Consider the following 20,389-nt stretch of genomic DNA (forward strand, 5'->3'; position numbering starts at 1 on the left):
AGACTGACCATGCTGCTCATGATCGACAACTACGACTCGTTTACCTACAACCTGGTCCAGTACTTCGGCGAACTCGGCGAGGACGTACGCACCTACCGCAACGACGAAATCACGCTCGACGAGATCGCGCGCCTGAATCCCGACGCGATCTGCCTGTCGCCCGGCCCGAGCAACCCGCAACACGCGGGCATCACGCTCGACGTGCTGCGTGAATTTTCGGGCAAGAAGCCGATCCTCGGCGTCTGCCTCGGCCATCAGGCGATCGGCGAGGCATTCGGCGGCCGCGTCGTGCGCGCGAAGACCATCATGCACGGCAAGGTGAGCAAGATCGAAACCGACTGCCGCGGCGTGTTCGCCGACCTGCCGAAGCATTTCGACGTCACGCGCTACCACTCGCTCGCGATCGAGCGCGAATCGCTGCCCGACTGCCTCGAGGTGTCCGCGTGGACCGACGACGGCGAGATCATGGGCGTGCGCCACAAGACGCTGCCGATCGAAGGCGTACAGTTCCACCCGGAATCGATCCTGTCCGAGCATGGCCATGCACTGCTCGAGAATTTCCTGAAACAGGCACGCGCCGCAGCCGCGCAAGCCGCCTGACGGGAGCCACACGATGACGATTACCCCGCAGGAAGCGCTGCAGCGCACGATCGAACACCGCGAGATCTTCCACGACGAGATGCTGCACCTGATGCGGCTCATCATGCGCGGCGACATGTCGCCCGTGATGGCGGCCGCGATCATCACCGGGCTGCGCGTGAAGAAGGAGACGATCGGCGAGATCGCCGCGGCCGCGACCGTAATGCGCGAATTCGCGAACCACGTCGAGGTGCAGGACAACTCGAACTTCGTCGACATCGTCGGCACCGGCGGCGACGGCTCGCATACGTTCAACATCTCGACCGCGTCGATGTTCGTCACGGCCGCGGCCGGCGCGAAGGTCGCGAAGCACGGCAACCGCGGCGTATCGAGCAAGTCCGGCAGCGCCGACGTGCTCGAGGCGCTCGGCGTGAACATCGACCTGCAGTCGGAGCAGGTTGCCGCGTCGATCGCCGAAACCGGCATGGGCTTCATGTTCGCGCCGAACCATCACCCGGCGATGAAGAACATCGCGGCCGTGCGCCGCGAACTCGGCGTGCGCACGATCTTCAACATCCTCGGCCCGCTGACCAATCCGGCCGGCGCGCCGAACCAGCTGATGGGCGTGTTCCACCCCGACCTCGTCGGCATCCAGGTGCGCGTGATGCAGCGTCTCGGCGCACAGCACGTGCTCGTGGTGTACGGCAAGGACGGGATGGACGAGGTTTCGCTCGGCGCCGCGACGCTCGTCGGTGAATTGCGCGACGGCAAGGTGCACGAATACGAGATCCATCCGGAAGATTTCGGCCTGCAGATGGTGTCGAACCGCACGCTGAAGGTGGAAAATGCCGACGAATCGCGCACGATGCTGCTCGGCGCGCTGGACAACCAGCCGGGCGTCGCGCGCGAGATCGTCACGCTGAACGCGGGCACAGCACTCTATGCGGCGAACGTCGCCGAATCGATCGCGGACGGCATCCAGCTCGCCCGCGAAGCGATCGCGAGCGGCAAGGCCCGCGCGAAGGTCGACGAACTCGTGCGCTTCACGCAGCAGTTCAAGCGCTGACTCCCCTTACGAATCAAGCAGGAACCCACATGAGCGACATTCTCGACCGAATCATCGCCGTCAAGCGCGAAGAAGTCGCGGCGGCCATGCGCAGCGCGCCGCTCGAGGCACTGAAACTGGAAGCCTCCGCGCGCGACCTGCGCGACTTCGTCGGCGCACTGCGCGCGAAACACGCAGCCGGCCACGCGGCCGTGATTTCCGAAATCAAGAAGGCAAGCCCGTCGAAGGGCGTGCTGCGCGAGCATTTCGTGCCGGCCGACATCGCCCGTTCGTATGCGGAGCACGGCGCCGCGTGCCTGTCGGTGCTGACCGACGAGCAGTTCTTCCAGGGCAGCGTCCGCTATCTCGAGGAAGCGCGCGCGGCCTGCACGCTGCCGGTGCTGCGCAAGGACTTCATCGTCGACGCGTACCAGATCGTGGAAGCACGCGCGATGGGCGCGGACGCGATCCTGCTGATCGCCGCCGCGCTCGACACGCCGCTGATGCAGGATCTCGAAGCGTATGCTCACTCGCTCGGCCTCGCGGTGCTGGTCGAAGTGCACGACCGCAACGAGATGGAACAGGCGCTGACGCTCAAGACGCCGCTGCTCGGCATCAACAACCGCAACCTGCGCACGTTCGAGACGTCGATCCAGACCACGCTCGACATGCTCGACATGATTCCGGCGGACCGCATCGTCGTGACCGAGTCGGGGATCCTGTCGCGCACCGATGTCGACACGATGCGCGCGGCGAACGTGAACACGTTCCTCGTCGGAGAAGCGTTCATGCGTGCCGACCAGCCGGGCGAGGAGCTCGCACGGATGTTCTTCTGATGGCGATCGAAAAGGAAATCAAGCTCGCGCTACCGGCCGGCCAGGCCGAGGCCGCGCGACGCTTCTTCGAGACGCTGACCGGCGAACCCGGCCAAGACATCACGCTCGCGAACGTCTACTACGACACGCCCGATCTCGCGCTGGCCCGCTCGAAGAGCGCGGTGCGCGTGCGCCGCGCGCCGCAGGGCTGGCTGCAGACGTTCAAGACGGTCGGCAGCGCGGAAGGCGGCCTGCACCGCCGCCACGAATGGGAGCTGCCGGTCGCCGGCGACGCGCTCGAGATCGATGCGCTCGTCGCGGCCTGCGACGTGCCGGAGGCCGCCGCCGCGCTGAATGACGCGGCCGGCGCGCTGCGTGCGCTGTTCCGCACGGATTTTTCGCGTACGCTGTGGCGCATCGCAATCGGCGGCGCAACCGTCGAAGCCGCGGTGGACATCGGCGAGATCGTCGTCCAGGCGGAACACGAAACGCGCCGCGAACCGATCAGCGAAATCGAACTCGAACTGATCGACGGCCCGGAAGCGGCGCTCGCAACGCTCGCCGCCGAACTGCAGCAGGCGCTGCCGGGCCTCGCTCCCGAAAACATCAGCAAGGCGCAGCGCGGCTACCGGCTGCGCGCGCAATAACACGCATCACGCATGGCAACCCGCAAGACTTCCCGCGCGCCGCAACAGGCGTCGCTGTTCGACGATCCCGTGCCGGAAACGGCACCGGCCGATCTTCCGTCCCCGCCTTCCGAGCCGCCCGCGGCCGGGCGCAAGCCCGCCAAGAAAGCCGCCGCATCGGCTGCGGCACCAGCGGCACCGGCGGCACCGCAGCCTGCCGCCGCCAACGTTCCGCACCTCGCCGCGCAATTCGACGCGCTGCCTGCCGTCTGGCGCGACGTGCTGAAACCCTTTACCGACAGCGACGCATATGCGCCGCTGTGCCGCTTCGTCGACGACGAGCGTGCGGCCGGCAAGACGGTCTACCCGACCGACGTGTTCCGCGCGCTGCGCCTGACGAGCCCGGACGACGTGAAAGTCGTGATCCTCGGCCAGGATCCGTATCACGGCGACGATCGCGGCACGCCGCAGGCGCACGGGCTCGCATTCTCGGTGCCGCCCGCCGTGCGCACGCCGCCGTCGCTGCGCAACATCTTCAAGGAAATCGCCGCGAACTTCGGTCATGACACACCACGCCACGGCTGCCTCGACACCTGGGCGCGCCAGGGCGTGCTGCTGCTCAACACGGTGCTGACGGTCGAGCGCGGCGCGGCCGCGAGCCATGCGAAGCGCGGCTGGGAGCAGTGCACGGACACGCTGATCCGCGAACTCGCCGGCCGCCATCGCGGGCTCGTGTTCATGCTGTGGGGCGCACACGCGCAGGCGAAGCGCGCGCTGTTCGACGCAAGCGCGCATTGCGTGCTCGAGGCGCCGCATCCGTCGCCGCTGTCCGCGCACCGCGGTTTCCTCGGTTGCCGCCATTTCGCGCTCGCGAACGACTATCTGGTCGATGCCGGCCGCGAGCCGATCGACTGGCGCCTGCCGGAAGTCGCCGAAACGCTCGCGTAACGCGCTGCCGGTTCCTTCGTGCCGGCAAGCATGCAAAAACGCCGCGTCCCTTTCGGGAACGCGGCGTTTTTTATCGGCAATGCAGCAGGTGCGTCGCACCCGCGTCGGCCTTCCTTACGCGGCGGCGATCGCTTCGCGTGCGCTGGCGAGCGCGGCGCTCTGCGCGTCCGGCCCGAGGTTCAGGCCTTCAGCGTGAATGAAGTTCACGTCGGTCAGGCCGATGAAGCCGAGGAACGAGCGCAGGTACGGCGTCTGGCTGTCGTTCGGCGTACCCAGGTACTTGCCGCCGCGGGCCGTCACCACGTGAACCTTCTTGCCCTTGATCAGGCCTTCCGGACCGTTCTCGGTGTAGCGGAACGTGACGCCTGCACGGGCGATCCAGTCGAAATACGCCTTCAGTTGCGACGACACGCCGAAGTTGTACATCGGTGCGCCGATCACGACGATGTCGGCGGCTTGCAGTTCGGCGATCAGTGCATCGCTCTTCGCGACGATCGCATTCTGTTCCGCGGTGCGCTTGTCGGCCGGCGTGAAGAACGCGCCGAGCACCGATTCGTCGAGGTGCGGCAGCGCATCGGCCAGCAGGTCACGAACCACGACCTTCGCGCCGGGGTTCGATTGTTGCAGCTTTGCTGTCAGTTCATTGGCCAGCAGCGTGGATTGCGCACCTTGCGAACGCGCCGCGGAATTGATTTGCAGAATGGTCGTCATGTCAGGCTCCAGTAGGGTTGCGCTTCGGTAGCGCGAGTGACGCCATTGTGCGTGGCCGCATGACCGCGAAAAAGCGGGTTCAGGGCGACGGATTGTTGCAACAACAGAACAATCCTCGATCGCGCCCCGATACCCGCCTTCGTACGATCAGCCCTTCAGCCAGGCTTCCCGGGCCTTCGATACCGCCGCCGGCTTCGCGGCCGCCGTTAGCCGGTAGCGCGTGACTTCGGGGCCGTCGAGCTTCAGTTTCGCGGTGCGCAGCTCGTCGCGACGGAATGCGTGAACCTCGACCTTGTCGCCCGGCCGGTAGCGCGCGAGCAGCGCGTCGAGGTTGGTGCCCGTGACGCGCAGCCCGTCGACCGCGATCAGCGTGTCGCCGGCCGACAACCCCGCGCGATGCGCGGCGCCGCCTTCGTAGACCGCCGCGAACGTGCAGTCCGCCCCGCCGCGCAGGCGTGCGCCGATCGTCGGCTTCGCGGCAGCGCCGTTCGCGACATCCGGCGTGAGCGTCACGCCGAACGGTGCGAGCAGCTCGGCGAGCGGCAGGTCGCGCGTGCCGTGCACGGCATCGGTGAACAGGCGGCCGAGCGCGACGCCCGTCGCTTCCTCGATCAGCGTCTCGACTTCGTTTTCCTCGACGCCTGCCTGCTTGCCGCGGTAGAAATCGCGGCCGTAGCGCTGCCACAGCAGGCGCATCACGTCGTCGAGCGACTTCCGGTTGCGCGTCTGCGCGCGGATCGCGAGATCGAACGCGAGCGCGACCAGCGAACCCTTCGTGTAATAGCTGACGATCGCGTTGGTCGCGTTCTCGTCCTGGCGGTAGTACTTGATCCACGCGTCGAACGAGCTTTCCGCGACGCTTTGCTTGAGCCGGCCCGTGCCGCGCAGCACGCCGCCGACCGTGCGGCCGAGCGCCGCGAAATATTCGTCCTGCGACATCAGCCCGCTGCGCACCAGCATCAGGTCGTCGTAATACGACGTGAAGCCTTCGAACAGCCACAGCAGCGACGTGTAATTCTCGCGCGTCAGGTCGTACGGCACGAACGCCGCCGGCTTGATGCGCTTCACGTTCCAGGTATGGAAGTATTCGTGACTGCAGAGACCGAGGTACGTGCGATAGCCTTCCGTCGTTTCGGGTCGCCCCTTCACCGGCAGGTCGGTGCGGTTGCAGATCAGCGCGGTCGACGCGCGATGCTCGAGACCGCCGTAACCGTCGCTGACCGCAAGCGTCATGAACACGTAGCGGTCCATCGGCGCCTTCTTCGATTTCGGCTCGAACAGCGCGATCTGTGCTTCGCACACGCGCTTCAGGTCGGTGCGCAGGCGCTCCATGTCGAGCTGCGTCACACGCCCCGCGATCACGATGTCGTGCGGCACGCCGTGCGCGTCGAACGTCGCCAGCGCGAATTCGCCGATCGTTACCGGATGGTCGGAAAGCTCGTCGTAGTTCGCTGCGCGGTACGCGCCGAACCCGTAGCGCTTCGTGCCGCGCGCCTCGGGCAACGCGGTGCCGACGCGCCACGTGCGGAACGCCGCGCCGGCCGGCTTCCCAATGTCGACTTCACACGGCGCGTCCTCGCGGCCGGCGACGCTCAGGAACACGGCCGTCGCATTGAAGAAGCCGCCCGATTCGTCGAGATACGCGGAGCGCACCGACAGGTCCCATGCGTACACGTCGTAGCGCAGGGTCAGCGTGCCGTTCACGGGTGCGGCCTGCCACGTGTGCTTGTCGGTCTTTGCGATCCGCACCTTGCGGCCCGCGTCGTTGAATGCGCCGAGCGTCACGATGTTGCGCGCGAACTCGCGCACGAGGTAGCTGCCCGGAATCCACACCGGCAGCGAAAAGCGCTGGCCTTCGGGGTCGGGATCGGTGACCGTCACCGACACTTCGAACAGGTGCGCGGCAAGATCTTTCGGGACAATCGAATAGCGGATCGGCTGGGTCATCGTGGGAATCGGACGGTCGAATACGGCGGCGGAAACGAAGAGAGGCGCCGGCAGGTCACGCGGGCGCCCCTCGCTGGCCGGGCCATGCGGCCCGGCGTGTGGTCGGTTACTTGCTCGACGCGAGCGCCTGGTTGAGCTGGTCGGCCGATACGGCGCCCGGCAGGCGGCGGCCGTCCGGCAGGAAGATCGTCGGCGTGCCCGTGACGTTCATCCCGCGGCCGAGCGCGAGGTTCTTGTCGAGTGCGGCGGTATCGCAGGTACCGGCGCCGGTCGGTGCGCGATGGTCGAGCATCCAGCTCTCCCACGTTTTCGCGCGATCGGCCGCACACCAGATCGCCTTCGACTTCGCGGTCGAATCCGGCGACAGCACCGGGTACAGGAACGTGTAGACGGTCACGTTGTCGACCGACTGCAGCGTCGTCTCGAGCTTCTTGCAGTACGGGCAGTTCGGATCGGAGAACACCGCGATCTTGCGGGCGCCGTTGCCCTTGACGACCTTGATTGCATTCGCGAACGGCAGGCTCGCGAAGTCGATCTTGTTGATTTCGGACAGGCGGGCGTCGGTCAGGTTCTTGTGCGTCTTGGTGTCGACGAGATCGCCGAGCAGCACGTAGTCGCCCGCCGCATCGCTATAGATGATCTGCGAGCCGAGGTTCACTTCGTACAGGCCCGCGACCGGCGATTTCGACACGCTCTTGATCGGCGCATCGTTGCCGAGGCGGGCCTGCAGCGTGGCTTTCAGCTTGTCGGTGGTCTGGTCGGCCTGCGCGGTGCAGCCAAGCGTCGCCATCGTGACGGCCAGCGCCAGCGACGCGATGCGGATCGTTTTTTTCATCGAAATCTTCCTTCAGCTCAATCGGTGTTCACGGCACAGTGTACGCCGTAACGGAACCGTGTCCGACCGGCGAAGCGGCCGAAGGTTCGATCAGCCGAGCGCAGCCGACACGAGCCAGCGCTTCACGAGCGGCTGCGCACCGACGAAGGCCATGCCCGCATTGCGCACGGCCTTCGCGAGCGAGCCCGGCACCGCGAACAGCCGCTGCAGGCCGTCGGTTGCGACCATCAGCGCGCGGATGTCCTCGCGGCGCGAACGCTCGTAGCGGCGCAGCAGCACCGTATCGCCGAGGTTGCGGAAGCTTTCCTTGCCGGCGATCGCGTCGGCAAGCGCCGCCACATCGCGCAGGCCGAGGTTCATCCCCTGTCCCGCGAGCGGGTGGATCAGGTGCGCGGCATCGCCGACGAGCGCGACGCGCGGCGCGATCAGCTTGTCGACCGTCTGCAGCGCCAGCGGGAAGCCGGCGGCCGGCGTCACGCAGTCGAGCGTGCCGACCTGGCCATGAGACACGCGCTCGACCTCGGCCGCGAGCTGCGCCGGATCGAGTGCGAGCAATTCGTCCGCATGCGCGGTGTGCGCGGACCAGACGAGCGACACATGGCCGTCCGGCAGCGGCAGCAGCGCGACGATCTCGCCTTCGTGGAACCACTGGTAGGCCGTCTCGCGATGCGGCAGCGACGCCTTGAAGTTCGCGACGACTCCGGTTTGCCGGTAGTCGCGCCGTTCGACTTTGGCCCCCATTTGCGAGCGCACCCACGAATGCGCGCCGTCCGCGCCGACGACGAGATCCGCTTCCAGCACCTGCCCCGACGACAGCGTGAGCACGGCTGCGTCGTCGTGTACGTCGAAGCCCTGCGCGCGCGCCTCGAACCACGTGAGGTTCGGCTGGAACCGCAGCGCGGCGTCGAGCGACGCCTCGACCAGCGACGATTCGGCGATCCACGCGAGCTGCGGCACGGATGCCTGGTACGCGGAAAAATGCAGTTCCGCGTGCGCATCGCCGTACACGCGCATGTCGTAGACCGGTGCGAGGCGGCCATGGTCGAGCGCCTGCCAGACCCGCAGCCGCTCGAGCAACGCCTGCGAACTGGAAGACAGCGCGTAGACGCGCGTGTCGAATACGAGATCGGCGGGGCGCGGCGCGGCCGGCTGGGCGAGCAAGGCAGTCTTGTAGCCGGACTGGGTCAGCGCGAGCGCGGCAGTCTTGCCGACGAGCCCGCCGCCGACCACGGCGACGTCGAAGGAGTGGTGGGCAGTCATGGCGGGCATTATAGCCGCGGGGCCAAACCCTTACGCGGCCGGACTTTGCGGGAAATCAGCAGAATCGCAGGCGGCCGATGCAGCGCGGCGGCCCGCCGCATCGGCCGTTCGGCGCAACCCCGGAATCCGGGGCGTCGGCACGGTACAATAGCGTCTTTGACCGTCGGCCCGCCGCGCCCCAAGCGCCGGCCGCCCTTTTTTCCCGCGCCGCCGTGCCCTGTCCGGCCGCGCCGCCTTACCCGTCCGAAGGATTCCATGAGTCTCAAATGCGGCATCGTCGGCTTGCCCAACGTCGGCAAGTCCACCCTGTTCAATGCGCTGACCAAGGCCGGCATCGCCGCCGAGAACTACCCGTTCTGCACGATCGAGCCGAACGTCGGCATCGTCGAAGTGCCCGATACGCGCCTGAAGGCGCTCTCCGAGATCGTCAAGCCGGAGCGTGTCGTGCCGGCCGTCGTCGAGTTCGTCGACATCGCGGGCCTCGTCGCAGGCGCGAGCAAGGGTGAAGGCCTCGGCAACCAGTTCCTCGCCAACATTCGCGAAACCGATGCAATCACGCACGTCGTGCGCTGCTTCGAGGACGAGAACGTCATTCACGTCGCCGGCAAGGTCAGCCCGATCGACGACATCGAAGTGATCAATACCGAGCTCGCGCTCGCCGACCTCGGCACCGTCGAGAAGGCGCTCACGCGCTATTCGAAGGCCGCGAAGTCGGGCAACGACAAGGAAGCGGCGAAGCTCGTCGCGGTGCTCGAGAAGGTGCGCGCGCAGCTCGACCAGGGCAAGGCCGTGCGCGGTCTCGCGCTGTCGGACGACGAAGAGGCACTGCTCAAGCCGTTCTGCCTGATCACCGCGAAGCCGGCCATGTACGTGGCCAACGTGAAGGACGACGGTTTCGAGAACAACCCGCACCTGGATGCCGTGCGCAAGTACGCGGAAAGCGAAAATGCGCCGGTGGTCGCCGTGTGCGCGGCGATCGAGGCGGAAATCGCCGATCTCGACGATGCCGACAAGGAAGCATTCCTCGCCGACATGGGCATGGAAGAGCCGGGCCTCGACCGCGTGATCCGCGCGGGCTTCAAGCTGCTCGGCCTGCAGACCTACTTCACCGCGGGCGTGAAGGAAGTGCGCGCGTGGACGATCCATATCGGCGACACGGCGCCGCAGGCGGCCGGCGTGATCCACACCGACTTCGAGCGCGGCTTCATCCGCGCGCAGACGATCGCGTTCGACGACTTCATCACGTACAAGGGCGAGCAAGGCGCGAAGGAAGCCGGCAAGATGCGCGCCGAAGGGAAGGAATATGTCGTGCACGACGGGGATGTGATGAATTTCCTGTTCAACGTCTGACCCTTGCATCGGCCGATGCCGTGTGAATCACACGGCATCGCGCAACGCGTGCCCGGCACGAAAAACGAATGGCCCGACGGCAAGCGCCGTCGGGCCATTTTTCATTGCAGGACGTTCTGCCAGCCGGCGGCGAACACCGTGCGTCCGCCGCCGCTTCGTCACGGCATCACGTCGCCGACACCCGCCGCCCCGCGCTCGCCTGCGCATCGCGGCCGCGCTTGTTCAGCCACGATGCCAGCAGCACGATCAGCGCCAGCACGGCCGTCGCGCCCACTTCCATACGGTGATCCTCACTCACGAGCATCACAGTCAGCGTGCCGCAGATGAACAGGATCACCAGCCACGTGAGCCAGGGGAACAGCCACATCCGCAGCGTCAGGTCGGCGCCGGTCGCTTCGAGCGTCTTGCGCATCCGCAGCTGCGAGATCGCGATCACGAGATACACGAGCAGCGCGATCGCGCCCGACGTCGCCAGCAGGAAGCCGAACACCTGTTCCGGCATCAGGTAGTTCGCGATCACGGTCAGGAAGCCGAATGCGGTCGATGCGAGCACGGCCGCGCGCGGCGTGCCGGTCGCATCCGTGCGGTGCAGAAACGCGGGCGCGTCCTTGCGCTTCGACAGCGAGAACAGCATCCGCGACGCGGTGTACAGCGCCGAATTCAGGCAGCTCGCGACCGACACGAGCACGATCACGTCGATGATCGCCTTCGCGTTCGGAATGCCGATCAGCTCCATCGCGCGCTGATACGAACCGTGCTTCGGCAGCAGCGGATCGTTCCACGGCACGATGGCCGCGACGATCAGGATCGAGCCGAGATAGAACAGCGTGATGCGCCAGATCACCGAGTTGGTTGCGCGCACGATCTGGCGTTGCGGGTTGTCCGATTCGGCGGCCGCGATCGTCACGATCTCCGTGCCGAGGAACGAGAACATCGTCGTCAGCATCGCCGCGAGCACCGCACCGGCACCGTGCGGCATGAAGCCGCCATGGACGAACAGGTTCGATACGCCCGACACCGCAGGGGCGGGAATGATGCCGACGATCGCCGCGCCGCCGATGCACAGGAACACGACGATCGCGACGACCTTGATCAGCGCGAACCAGAATTCGAATTCGCCGTAGTTCTTGACCGAGAAGAGGTTGGTCACCGTCAGCACCAGCGTGATGCCGAGCGCGAAGACCCAGGTTGCAACGCCGGGGAACCATGCATTGAGGATGGTCGCGGCGGCGGTCGCCTCGATCGGGATCACGAGCACCCAGAACCACCAGTACAGCCAGCCGATCGAGAAACCGGCCCAGTGGCCGATCGCGCGATCGGCATAGGTGGAGAACGAACCGCTGTCCGGATGCGCGACGGCCATCTCGCCGAGCATGCGCATCACCAGCACCACCAGCACGCCCGCGATCGCATACGCGAGGATCGACGCCGGGCCGGCTTCCGCGATCGCGTGGCCGGAGCCGACGAACAGGCCCGCGCCGATCACGCCGGCAATCGACATCATCGTCACGTGCCGCTGCTTCAGGCCCGTACCGAGGCCTGTGTTGCTTCCACTCATCTGTCTCTCTCCAAAAAACGGTTCCGGTATGGCCGGGTGTCGCGTGAAGGCAGCGGGGGGAGTTGTCGTTCTTGAATCCGGCTGCGAGCGCACGTGCATCGCACGCGGGCATGCGGCCGGATGGGACCGTTCGGATCGGCGCGCCGCGCAGTCTGCGAAGCTGCGGGTGCGATGCGGCGCGCGGTGCGCCGACGCATCGCGTGCGCCGTTTCCGTCGGCTTTCGTCAGCTGCCGTCGAAGCGAAGGAGTGTAAGCACCAAACGGTTCTTCACTAAGAACCAATTGAAGAATTTCGATGGAACCACTCGTTGCATCGACGTCGATCGATGCAACGCTTATACCCGTTCGGGCCGGCGCGCGAGCCGCGCCGAAAGCGCCCGGCGACGCCGGGCAGCAGGCCGCAACCGGCGTGTCAGTTCGCGCCGTGCACCCTCTCGTCGCGCCATTTGGCAGGGACGACGGCCTGCCATTCTCGCAGAAGCAGTTTTTCCACGGCGTCCGGACAGGCCGCCGACAGCCGCACCAGCACGATCGGCCAGCCGACGTAGTGATCCGTCACGTAATACACGTCCGGTTCCGATTCGATCAGCCACGCGCGCTCGTCGGGGCCGACACCTTTCACGACGAGCGTGTCGCCGTCCTCGCGCAGCCGCGCGAGCATCTTGCCCCGCACCTTGAGCGCAGGCGTGCCGTACGACGTACCTTCCTCGACGCCGCGCCATGCCAGCGCGATCTGGCGGACTTCGTCGAATGTCATGAGGCCTCCCGGCTGCACTTCCTCGGTTCACGATCCGGCCACCCTACCGGAATTCGCGAAGGCACGCCGCGGGACGTGCGCCTATCCGCGCGCCGCACGTGCGGCCACCGGCGCACGCCCCGTCGTCGCGACGATCGCGAAGGCGATCGCATTCGCGGCGGCGCTGGCCAGGATCGGCACGAGATAGCCGCCGCCCGCGTCGTAGATGAAACCGGCCGCGGCCGGCCCGATCAGCGTGCCGAATGCGACGCTCGTATAAAGCACGCCGATGATCCCGCTCACGTTGCGCCCGCCGAAGTAGTCCATCACGACCGCCGGCAGCACGGCGACCCAGCCGCCGTAGAACACGCCGAACACGAGCGCGAACGCGGCAAGCGTCGCGACGGTGTCGGCACCGGCCCACGCGACGAGCGCGACGGCCATGCCCGCGAACATCGCGAGCAGCGACGCACGGCGGCCGAAGCGGTCGGCGAGGCCGCCGAGGAAGAAGCGGCCGGCCGTGCTGCCGACGCCGATCGCGCCGAGCAGCAGCACGGCCGTCGACGGCGCGACGCCATGATCGAGCGCGTACGGCACGAGGTGAACGAACGGGACGAACACGCCGAACGAGCAGGCGAGGCATGCGGCGTACAGGCTCGCGAACGGCCGCGACATGACGGCTTCGCGCACCGTCGCGCCGGCAGGCGCCGAAGCGGCGACCGGCTGACGCCCCGCGGCGGCACCGGACACCGAGGCCCTCGCACCGCGCCCGGCGACTTGCGCCCCGCCGCCGGGCTCATGCGCGGCCTCCCCGTCCGGCAGCAGCCCCCGCCCGCGCGGGTCGTTCTCGATCAGCAGCGACATCCCCGCGCCGATCACGACCGCGATCACGGCCAGCGTGAAATACGCGCCGCGCCAGCCGACCTGCGCGATCAGCGTGGACGCGAGCGGCGGCATCACCAGCGTGCCGACACCGATCCCCGCGACCGCGAGCCCCGATGCGAAGCCGCGCCGGCACACGAACCAGCGCTGCACGGCGCCGACCGCCGGTACGTATGCGCAGCCGACGCCGAAACCGACACCAAGCCCGTACGCGACATAGACCTGCAGCAGCGTGTGCGCGGCGCCGGCAGCCGCGAGCCCGGCGGCCGTCAGCAGCATCCCGGCGACGGCGAGCCGCCGCGAGCCGAAGCGGTCGGCCAGCGGCCCGCTGACGATGCCGAAACCGAAATACAGGAAGCCGGCGAGCGAGAACACGAGCGAGATCTGGCCGCGCGACGCGGCGAAGTCCCGCTGCAGCGACTCGACGAACGCACTGAACGTATAGGCGCTGCCGAATCCGACGAACGTGACGGCAAACGCGGCCGCGACCACGTACCAGCCGTAGAAATGGCGCGATGCGCCCGGGTGGTTCATGACGATGCTCCTCTCAGGTCCAGCCGGACACGTCACGGCGTCCGGTTTGCCTCGTGGATATAGTTGAACTATGTTGATCGCATTGGTCGCTGCAATGCAGCCCCCAAGCACGCAATCGGATGCGACAACGGTACTCGTGCACACGCGCCGCCTCAAACGATATTTCATCGGCCATTCGCTTTAGAAAAACTCAATGAATCGTTCCCGCCTGCCGCCGCTCAACGCGCTGCGTGCATTCGAAGCAGCCGCCCGCCACCTGTCGGTGAAATCGGCGGCCGAGGAGCTGTCGGTCACGCCCGGCGCGGTGAGCCAGATGATCCGCACGCTCGAGACGCACCTCGGCGTGCAGCTGTTCGAGCGCGTCAACCGCGGCATCCTGCTGACGGCCGCCGGTCGCGACTACCTGCCGCCGGTGCGCAATGCGTTCCGGCAGATCGCCGACGCGTCGCAGCGCGTGTCGGGCGCCGCCGACAGCGGCGTGCTGACGGTGAGCGTCACCCCGTTCTTCGCATCCGCGTGGCTCGTCCCGCGCCTCGCGCAATTCCGGCACGCGTGCCCTGACGTCGACCTGCAGGTCGTCACGAGCCACGCACTCGCGGATTTTTCGCGCGACGGCGTCGACGTTGCAATCCGTCATGGCCTCGGGCGCTACATCGGCCTGTGCAGCGAGCGCCTGCTGACGGTGGAAATCGTCGCGCTCGCGTCGCCCGACCTCGTCGCGCGGCTCGGCATGCCGGCGACGCCCGCCGATCTGGTCGGCTGGCCGCAGCTGCATGACGCCGAGCGCAAGGGCTGGCACATCTGGTTCGGCGCGCAGCGGATCGACGATATCGGGCCGCCGCGCGGCCCCGCGTTCGACGACTCGGGCCTGTTGCTGCAGGCGATCGTCGCCGGTCAGGGCGCCGGGCTGCTGCCGGCCGCGATGGTGCGCGGCGAGCTGGCAAGCGGCCGGCTCGTGCAGCTTGCCGACGTCGCGTGGCTCGACGATTTCGCGTACTACCTCGTCTATCCGCCGCATCACGCCGAGCGGCCGAAGGTCGCCGCTTTTCGCCGGTGGATCCTCGAGGCCGCGCAGGCCGACGGCGCGGCCTCGATGTCGGGCGCGGCGTAGCGTCACGCCGCCGCGCCGGTACCGGTCGGGCGCCGATCCGCTAACATGCGGCGCGGGCCATCCGCCCGACATCGATAACAACAAGCCGACCGGGAGAGACCATGCCTGCCCTGTTCTGCCGCACGACACGCATCGCGGCACTGTCCGCCGTCTTCTTCGTCGCCTGCGCCGCGTTGCCCCAACCCGCACACGCGTACCGCGCACCGCCCGGCTACGGCAACGAAGCCGATCTCGACCGTCACGACACGTATCGCAACCGCGACGGCGAAACCGTGCACGCACCCGCGCATTCGAAATCGGGCCGCGTGCCCGAAGGCGCGAGCGCGCGCTGCCGCGACGGCACCTACAGCTTCAGCCGCCATCGGCGCGGCACGTGCTCGGGGCACGGCGGCGTCGCCGCGTGGCTGTGAGCACAGCCCCGGCCAAAAGGCCAGGTGTCGCGCCAGCGGCAGCCGGCGGCGAAGTACAATAGCCGCTCGCGCCGCCGACACGCGGCGACGCCGCCGCGCCGTGCGCGGCACGCTCCGTACCGAATCACCCGACGCCGCCACGCCCGCGCGCTGCGCGGCAGTCTCAACCATTTCTGACTTTCACACCCAAATGGCCCAATACGTTTTCACGATGAACCGGGTCGGCAAGATCGTGCCGCCCAAGCGCCAGATCCTGAAGGACATCTCGCTGTCGTTCTTTCCCGGCGCGAAGATCGGCGTGCTCGGCCTGAACGGCTCGGGCAAGTCGACGCTGATCCGCATCATGGCGGGCGTCGACAAGGACATCGAAGGCGAAGCGACGCCGATGCCGAACCTGAACATCGGCTATCTGCCGCAGGAGCCGCAGCTCGACCCGACGAAGACGGTGCGCGAAGCCGTCGAGGAAGGCCTCGGCGACCTGTTCCAGGCCAACAAGAAGCTCGAGGAAATCTACGCGGCGTACGCGGAGCCGGACGCCGACTTCGACGCGCTCGCGGCCGAGCAGGCGAAGTACGAAGCGATCCTCGCGTCGAGCGACGGCGGCAGCCCCGAGCAGCAGCTCGAAGTGGCCGCCGACGCACTGCGCCTGCCGTCATGGGATGCAAAGATCGAGCATCTTTCGGGCGGTGAGAAGCGCCGCGTCGCGCTGTGCAAGCTGCTGCTCGAAAAACCCGACATGCTGCTGCTCGACGAACCGACCAACCACCTCGACGCGGAATCGGTCGATTGGCTCGAGCAGTTCCTGGTGCGCTTCCCGGGCACCGTCGTCGCGGTCACCCACGATCGCTACTTCCTCGACAACGCGGCCGAGTGGATTCTCGAACTCGACCGCGGCCACGGCATTCCGTGGAAGGGCAACTACAGCAGCTGGCTCGACCAGAAGGAAGAGCGCCTGAAGCAGGAAGAGGCGTCGGAATCGGCGCGCCAGAAGGCGATCAAGAAGGAACTGGAGTGGGTGCGCCAGAACCCGAAGGGCCGGCAGGCGAAGTCGAAGGCACGTATCGCGCGCTTCGAGGAGCTGAACAGCCAGGAATACCAGAAGCGCAACGAGACGCAGGAAATCTTCATCCCGGTCGGCGATCGCCTCGGCAATGAAGTGATCGAGTTCAAGAACGTCAGCAAGGCGTTCGGCGACCGTCTGCTGATCGACAACCTGAACCTGAAGATCCCGGCCGGCGCGATCGTCGGCATCATCGGCCCGAACGGCGCCGGCAAGTCGACGCTGTTCCGGATGCTGACGGGCAAGGAGCAGCCGGATTCGGGCGAAGTCGTAATGGGGCCGACCGTGAAGCTCGCGTACGTCGACCAGAGCCGCGACGCGCTCGACGGCACGAAGACGGTGTTCGAGGAAATCTCGGGCGGCGCCGACGTGCTGACGGTGGGCAAGTACGAAACGCCGTCGCGCGCGTATATCGGCCGCTTCAACTTCAAGGGCGGCGACCAGCAGAAGATCGTCGGCAACCTGTCCGGCGGTGAACGCGGCCGCCTGCACCTCGCGAAGACGCTGATCTCGGGCGGCAACGTGCTGCTGCTGGACGAACCGTCGAACGACCTCGACGTCGAAACGCTGCGCGCGCTGGAAGACGCGCTGCTCGAATTCGCGGGCTCGGTGATGGTGATCTCGCACGATCGCTGGTTCCTCGACCGGATCGCGACGCACATCCTCGCATTCGAAGGCGATTCGCAGGTCACGTTCTTCGACGGCAACTACCAGGAATACGAAGCCGACAAGCGTGCGCGCCTCGGCGAGGAAGCCGCGAAGCCGAAGCGTCTGCGCTACAAGCCGATCAGCCGCTGAGCGGCGCGGCCCGGGCGCCCGGCACTGCGGTAACGCAGGAACGGGCACCGAGGCTGGTCGCTCCGGAAGCGGGACAACAAAAAACGGGCCGCTGGCCCGTTTTTTTTATCCGACGGCTGGCTGCCGGCTTGCCGCTTACGTTAGCGCGCCCAGTTCACGCAGCCGTGCCTCGGTCGTGGCCGCACTCGTGTGATGAATGCCGTGCCAGCCGAGCGCCGTCGCGGCCGCGGCGTTCTTCGCGTTGTCGTCGATGAACACGAGTTCGTGCGGCGCGATGCCCGGCAAGTGCGGCTCGATCCGCGCATGCATCTCGCGGTAGATCGCCGGATCGGGTTTCACGAGCTTCACACGGCCCGACACGACGATGTCCCTGAAACGCCGCAGCACCGGGAAGTTGTCCCACGCATACGGAAACGTCTGCGCCGACCAGTTCGTCAGCCCGAACAGCGGCATCCCCTGAGCGTCGAGCCGGTCGACGAGCGCGGCGCCTTCGTCGAGCACGCCGCCGATCATCTCGTGCCAGCGCGCATAGAACGCGCGGATCAGCCCCTCGTGCGCCGGAAACTTCGCGACGAGCTCGGCCGTCCCCTCTTCGATCGTCTGCCCGCCGTCCTGGCGGACCACCCAGTCCATCGTGCAGACATGCGTGAAGAACCAGCGACGCTCGGTGTCGTCGGGAATCAGTTCCCGGTAAAGGTACTCGGGGCTCCAGTCGATCAGCACGCCGCCGAAATCGAACACCACGGCCTTGATCGTCATGCGAACTCCGTCGCAAGGACATCCGCGAGCGGGCGCGGCATCACCGGGTTGCCCGACAGCGAATTGTTTTCCCATACGAAGTGATGATGCGCGACGATCTGCGCGGCCGACAGGTGCGTGCGCTCGTTCGTGGTGTGCAGGTCGGACACGACGGTCGTCCGGTAGCCGAGCAGCGCGGCGCGGCGCGCGGCCGAATCGACGCAGAACTCGGTCGCATAACCGCAGATCAGCACCGAACGGATGCCGCGGCGCTCGAGTTGCGCCGCGAGCGGCGTATCGTGAAACGAATCGCTCATCTGCTTGCGCACCCGCCAGTCACCGTTCCCGACGACCAGCCCCGCGTGCAGTTCCCAGCCCGGCGTGCCGGGCACGACGTCGTCGTCCGCGTCGCCGTCGTGCTGCACGAAGCACACGGGCGCGTTTGCCGCACGCGCCGCCGCCGTCAACCGGTTGATGCCCGACACCACGTCATCGAGCCGGTACGCGGGCCTTGCCCGCTCCACCAGCCCGCGCTGCATGTCGACCACGATCACTGCCGTGTCCGCCATCGTCGCCCTCGCTGTTGTTGTTCGGCCGGCACCCGGCCGCTTTCCTGCGTTGCGTCAGATCGGCTGCGTGCGCGCGTCGAGCCACGCCTTGGCATCGCCGCTCAGATGGCGGCCGACGCGCTCGCGCACCGTTGCGTGATACGCGTTCAGCCACGCGCGTTCTTCTTCATGCAGCATCTCGATCAGCACGCAGCGCGTGTCGATCGGGCACAGCGTCAGCGTCTCGAACGCGAGGAAATCGCCGAACTCGGTCTGCCCGGCCGCGCGGTTCACGACCAGGTTCTCGATCCGGATGCCCCACTGGCCGGGACGGTACACGCCCGGCTCGATCGACGTGATCATGCCCTCTTCCATCGCCGTATACGGCTCGGCCGGCGCGTAGTGCGAGATCACCTGCGGGCCTTCGTGCACGTTCAGGAAGTAGCCGACACCGTGCCCCGTGCCGTGCCCATAGTCGAGCCCGGCCGCCCACATCGGCGCGCGCGCGATCGCGTCGAGCATCGGCGAGCGGATGCCGCGCGGGAATCGGGCACGCGACAGCGCCATCATCGATTTCAGCACGATCGTGAAATCGCGCCGCTGCAGGTCGCTGACGGTGCCGACCGGCACGACGCGCGTGATGTCGGTCGTACCCGTCACGTACTGGCCGCCCGAATCGATCAGCAGCAGCCCGTCGCCGGCGATCGTCGCGTGCGACTCCGGCGTCGCGCGGTAATGCGGCATCGCGCCGTTCGCGTTGAAGCCCGCGATCGTCGCGAAGCTCGGCGACACGTAGCCGGGGCGCCGCGCGCGCGCGGCAGTGAGCTTCTCGTCGATCGTCAGTTCGGTGATCGTCTCGCGGTTCACGGCCTGTTCGAACCAGGAGAAGAATTCCGCGAGCGCGGCGCCGTCGTGCTCCATCGTCACGCGCACGTGCTCGATCTCGGTGGATGTCTTGCGCGACTTCGCGAACGTCGACGGATTCACGGCCTCGACGAGCTTCACGCCGGCCGGCACGGCCTCGAGCGTGCCGAACGTCACGCGGCGCGGGTCGATCAGCAGCGTCGCGCCGTCGGGCAGTGCCGCGAGCGCGGCGCGCGCGGCGTCGTAGGCGCGGACGTCGACGCCGTCCTGCGCGAGCGACGCGGCCAGTGCCGGCGACACCTTGCCGTCGGCGACGAACAGCGTCGCGCGATCGGCGCCGATCATTGCGTGCGCAACGAATACGGGATTGAAGTTGACGTCGGCGCCGCGCAGGTTGAACAGCCATGCGAGGTCGTCGAGCGTCGAGACGAAATGCCACTGCGCGCCCTGCGCACGCATCGCGCGGCGCACTTCGGCCAGCTTGCTCGCGCGCGTCGTGTCGGCCTGCGGCGCCGCGTGCTCGAACACCGCGTCGCCGGGCAGCCCCGGCCGCTCGGGCCAGATCGCGTCGAGCAGGTCGAGGTCGGTGCGCAGCGCGATGCCGCGCGCGTTCAGCGCGGCCGTCAGCCCGCGTGCGGCCGCGACGCCGAGCACCGCGCCGTCGACGCCGACCGTCGCCCCCGCCGCCACGTTCTGCGCGAGCCAGTCGACGTGCGGCGCGCTCTGCTGCCCGCCCGTCATCTTCATCAGTTGCACGCCCGTGCCGGCCAGTTCGGCGTCGGCCTGCACCCAGTAGCGGCTGTCGACCCACAGCCCCGCGAAATCCGCGGTCACGACCAGCGTGCCGACCGAGCCCGTGAAGCCGGACAGCCAACGGCGGGCCTGCCAGCGCTCCGGCAGATATTCGGACAGGTGGGGATCAGCGGACGGCACGAGATAGGCGGCCAGGTTCTCGCGGGCCATCGCGCCACGCAGCAGCGCGAGACGGGCCGGCACCGGCGAGACTTCGGGAAGACGGGCATTCATGATTTCAC

Annotated in this window: 19 protein-coding genes; 9 read left to right on the forward strand and 10 right to left on the reverse strand. The window is 67.5% G+C overall.

The genetic code is table 11. From position 1 onward, the window contains the following. Nucleotides 1-9: 9 nt before the first annotated feature. From ABIC51_RS26410 to ABIC51_RS26430, 5 genes are read left to right on the forward strand one after another with little or no spacing between them, the layout of a single operon-like run. Nucleotides 10-600, forward strand: coding sequence for an aminodeoxychorismate/anthranilate synthase component II (locus tag ABIC51_RS26410; RefSeq protein WP_027788471.1), 591 nt, complete (start codon nt 10-12; stop codon nt 598-600). 13 nt (nt 601-613) lie between these two features. After that, nucleotides 614-1,645 (forward strand): anthranilate phosphoribosyltransferase, encoded by a 1,032-nt coding sequence (gene trpD / locus ABIC51_RS26415; RefSeq protein WP_027788472.1) that lies wholly within the window; start codon nt 614-616, stop codon nt 1,643-1,645. A 29-nt stretch (nt 1,646-1,674) separates the two neighbouring features. Continuing rightward, nucleotides 1,675-2,460: an indole-3-glycerol phosphate synthase TrpC gene (trpC, locus tag ABIC51_RS26420; RefSeq protein ID WP_027788473.1), complete on the forward strand. Its 786-nt coding sequence runs from the start codon at nt 1,675-1,677 to the stop codon at nt 2,458-2,460. Beyond that, nucleotides 2,460-3,086: a CYTH domain-containing protein gene (locus ABIC51_RS26425; protein ID WP_027788474.1), complete on the forward strand. Its 627-nt coding sequence runs from the start codon at nt 2,460-2,462 to the stop codon at nt 3,084-3,086. Before trpC ends, ABIC51_RS26425 begins: the two co-directional genes overlap by 1 nt. Nucleotides 3,087-3,098: 12 nt before the next feature. Beyond that, the gene (locus ABIC51_RS26430; RefSeq protein WP_027788475.1) at nt 3,099-4,013 is read left to right on the forward strand and encodes a uracil-DNA glycosylase; all 915 of its coding nucleotides are present in this window, start codon (nt 3,099-3,101) and stop codon (nt 4,011-4,013) included. A gap of 114 nt (nt 4,014-4,127) precedes the next feature. On the opposite strand, the gene ABIC51_RS26435 is transcribed toward ABIC51_RS26430, so the two are convergent. The 4 genes from ABIC51_RS26435 to ABIC51_RS26450 all read right to left on the reverse strand — a co-directional run bounded on the left by ABIC51_RS26435 (nt 4,128) and on the right by ABIC51_RS26450 (nt 8,775). Next, complete coding sequence (locus ABIC51_RS26435; protein ID WP_027788476.1) at nt 4,128-4,724, reverse strand: FMN-dependent NADH-azoreductase; 597 nt, start codon at nt 4,722-4,724, stop codon at nt 4,128-4,130. 147 nt (nt 4,725-4,871) lie between these two features. Then, nucleotides 4,872-6,671 carry a M61 family metallopeptidase gene (locus ABIC51_RS26440; protein ID WP_060319338.1) on the reverse strand — a complete coding sequence of 600 codons (1,800 nt, stop codon included), beginning with the start codon at nt 6,669-6,671 and terminating at the stop codon, nt 4,872-4,874. A 106-nt stretch (nt 6,672-6,777) separates the two neighbouring features. Continuing rightward, nucleotides 6,778-7,506, reverse strand: coding sequence for a DsbC family protein (locus tag ABIC51_RS26445; protein ID WP_060173927.1), 729 nt, complete (start codon nt 7,504-7,506; stop codon nt 6,778-6,780). Between the two features lie 90 nt (nt 7,507-7,596). Beyond that, nucleotides 7,597-8,775, reverse strand: coding sequence for a UbiH/UbiF family hydroxylase (locus ABIC51_RS26450; protein WP_027788478.1), 1,179 nt, complete (start codon nt 8,773-8,775; stop codon nt 7,597-7,599). A 246-nt stretch (nt 8,776-9,021) separates the two neighbouring features. On the opposite strand from ABIC51_RS26450, the gene ychF reads away from it, so the two are divergent. Next, a complete protein-coding gene (gene ychF / locus ABIC51_RS26455) occupies nt 9,022-10,116 on the forward strand; it encodes a redox-regulated ATPase YchF (RefSeq protein WP_027788479.1) in 1,095 nt (364 codons plus the stop codon). 166 nt (nt 10,117-10,282) lie between these two features. Here the strand turns inward: ychF and gabP are convergent, their stop codons facing one another. From gabP to ABIC51_RS26470, 3 genes are all read right to left on the reverse strand, one after another. Continuing rightward, complete coding sequence (gabP, locus tag ABIC51_RS26460; protein ID WP_175855701.1) at nt 10,283-11,674, reverse strand: GABA permease; 1,392 nt, start codon at nt 11,672-11,674, stop codon at nt 10,283-10,285. A gap of 412 nt (nt 11,675-12,086) precedes the next feature. Further along, nucleotides 12,087-12,431, reverse strand: a complete 345-nt coding sequence (locus tag ABIC51_RS26465; RefSeq protein ID WP_175901129.1) for an MmcQ/YjbR family DNA-binding protein — start codon at nt 12,429-12,431, stop codon at nt 12,087-12,089. 81 nt (nt 12,432-12,512) lie between these two features. After that, entirely contained in the window at nt 12,513-13,826 is a 1,314-nt protein-coding gene (locus ABIC51_RS26470) for an MFS transporter (RefSeq protein WP_175901131.1), read from the reverse strand. 193 nt (nt 13,827-14,019) lie between these two features. Here ABIC51_RS26470 and gcvA point away from each other — a divergent pair, with 193 nt between their 5' ends. From gcvA to ettA, 3 genes are all read left to right on the forward strand, one after another. Beyond that, nucleotides 14,020-14,937: a transcriptional regulator GcvA gene (gcvA, locus tag ABIC51_RS26475; RefSeq protein WP_027788483.1), complete on the forward strand. Its 918-nt coding sequence runs from the start codon at nt 14,020-14,022 to the stop codon at nt 14,935-14,937. Nucleotides 14,938-15,038: 101 nt separating this feature from the next. Then, nucleotides 15,039-15,347 carry a DUF3761 domain-containing protein gene (locus ABIC51_RS26480; RefSeq protein WP_027788484.1) on the forward strand — a complete coding sequence of 103 codons (309 nt, stop codon included), beginning with the start codon at nt 15,039-15,041 and terminating at the stop codon, nt 15,345-15,347. 190 nt (nt 15,348-15,537) lie between these two features. Next, on the forward strand, nt 15,538-17,205 hold the full coding sequence (ettA, locus tag ABIC51_RS26485) for an energy-dependent translational throttle protein EttA (protein ID WP_027788485.1): 1,668 nt from the start codon (nt 15,538-15,540) through the stop codon (nt 17,203-17,205). A 135-nt stretch (nt 17,206-17,340) separates the two neighbouring features. On the opposite strand, the gene ABIC51_RS26490 is transcribed toward ettA, so the two are convergent. The 3 genes from ABIC51_RS26490 to ABIC51_RS26500 are packed head-to-tail and all read right to left on the reverse strand — an operon-like array spanning nt 17,341 to nt 20,381. Next, entirely contained in the window at nt 17,341-17,964 is a 624-nt protein-coding gene (locus tag ABIC51_RS26490) for an HAD family hydrolase (protein ID WP_124818722.1), read from the reverse strand. Beyond that, nucleotides 17,961-18,512 (reverse strand): cysteine hydrolase family protein, encoded by a 552-nt coding sequence (locus tag ABIC51_RS26495; protein WP_175855705.1) that lies wholly within the window; start codon nt 18,510-18,512, stop codon nt 17,961-17,963. Before ABIC51_RS26495 ends, ABIC51_RS26490 begins: the two co-directional genes overlap by 4 nt. A gap of 54 nt (nt 18,513-18,566) precedes the next feature. Beyond that, nucleotides 18,567-20,381, reverse strand: a complete 1,815-nt coding sequence (locus tag ABIC51_RS26500) for an aminopeptidase P family protein (protein ID WP_027788488.1) — start codon at nt 20,379-20,381, stop codon at nt 18,567-18,569. Nucleotides 20,382-20,389: the final 8 nt, after the last annotated feature.

The organism is Burkholderia sp. 572, from assembly GCF_040545135.1.
GTDB classification, from domain to species: Bacteria; Pseudomonadota; Gammaproteobacteria; order Burkholderiales; family Burkholderiaceae; genus Burkholderia; species Burkholderia cepacia.

Coding starts and splice junctions, on each gene's coding strand:
- ABIC51_RS26410 (WP_027788471.1), top strand. CDS start 10: ATGCTGCTCATGATCGACAACTACGACTCGTTTACCTACAACCTGGTC.
- trpD (WP_027788472.1), top strand. CDS start 614: ATGACGATTACCCCGCAGGAAGCGCTGCAGCGCACGATCGAACACCGC.
- trpC (WP_027788473.1), top strand. CDS start 1,675: ATGAGCGACATTCTCGACCGAATCATCGCCGTCAAGCGCGAAGAAGTC.
- ABIC51_RS26425 (WP_027788474.1), top strand. CDS start 2,460: ATGGCGATCGAAAAGGAAATCAAGCTCGCGCTACCGGCCGGCCAGGCC.
- ABIC51_RS26430 (WP_027788475.1), top strand. CDS start 3,099: ATGGCAACCCGCAAGACTTCCCGCGCGCCGCAACAGGCGTCGCTGTTC.
- ABIC51_RS26435 (WP_027788476.1), bottom strand. CDS start 4,724: ATGACGACCATTCTGCAAATCAATTCCGCGGCGCGTTCGCAAGGTGCG.
- ABIC51_RS26440 (WP_060319338.1), bottom strand. CDS start 6,671: ATGACCCAGCCGATCCGCTATTCGATTGTCCCGAAAGATCTTGCCGCG.
- ABIC51_RS26445 (WP_060173927.1), bottom strand. CDS start 7,506: ATGAAAAAAACGATCCGCATCGCGTCGCTGGCGCTGGCCGTCACGATG.
- ABIC51_RS26450 (WP_027788478.1), bottom strand. CDS start 8,775: ATGCCCGCCATGACTGCCCACCACTCCTTCGACGTCGCCGTGGTCGGC.
- ychF (WP_027788479.1), top strand. CDS start 9,022: ATGAGTCTCAAATGCGGCATCGTCGGCTTGCCCAACGTCGGCAAGTCC.
- gabP (WP_175855701.1), bottom strand. CDS start 11,674: ATGAGTGGAAGCAACACAGGCCTCGGTACGGGCCTGAAGCAGCGGCAC.
- ABIC51_RS26465 (WP_175901129.1), bottom strand. CDS start 12,431: ATGACATTCGACGAAGTCCGCCAGATCGCGCTGGCATGGCGCGGCGTC.
- ABIC51_RS26470 (WP_175901131.1), bottom strand. CDS start 13,826: ATGAACCACCCGGGCGCATCGCGCCATTTCTACGGCTGGTACGTGGTC.
- gcvA (WP_027788483.1), top strand. CDS start 14,020: ATGAATCGTTCCCGCCTGCCGCCGCTCAACGCGCTGCGTGCATTCGAA.
- ABIC51_RS26480 (WP_027788484.1), top strand. CDS start 15,039: ATGCCTGCCCTGTTCTGCCGCACGACACGCATCGCGGCACTGTCCGCC.
- ettA (WP_027788485.1), top strand. CDS start 15,538: ATGGCCCAATACGTTTTCACGATGAACCGGGTCGGCAAGATCGTGCCG.
- ABIC51_RS26490 (WP_124818722.1), bottom strand. CDS start 17,964: ATGACGATCAAGGCCGTGGTGTTCGATTTCGGCGGCGTGCTGATCGAC.
- ABIC51_RS26495 (WP_175855705.1), bottom strand. CDS start 18,512: ATGGCGGACACGGCAGTGATCGTGGTCGACATGCAGCGCGGGCTGGTG.
- ABIC51_RS26500 (WP_027788488.1), bottom strand. CDS start 20,381: ATGAATGCCCGTCTTCCCGAAGTCTCGCCGGTGCCGGCCCGTCTCGCG.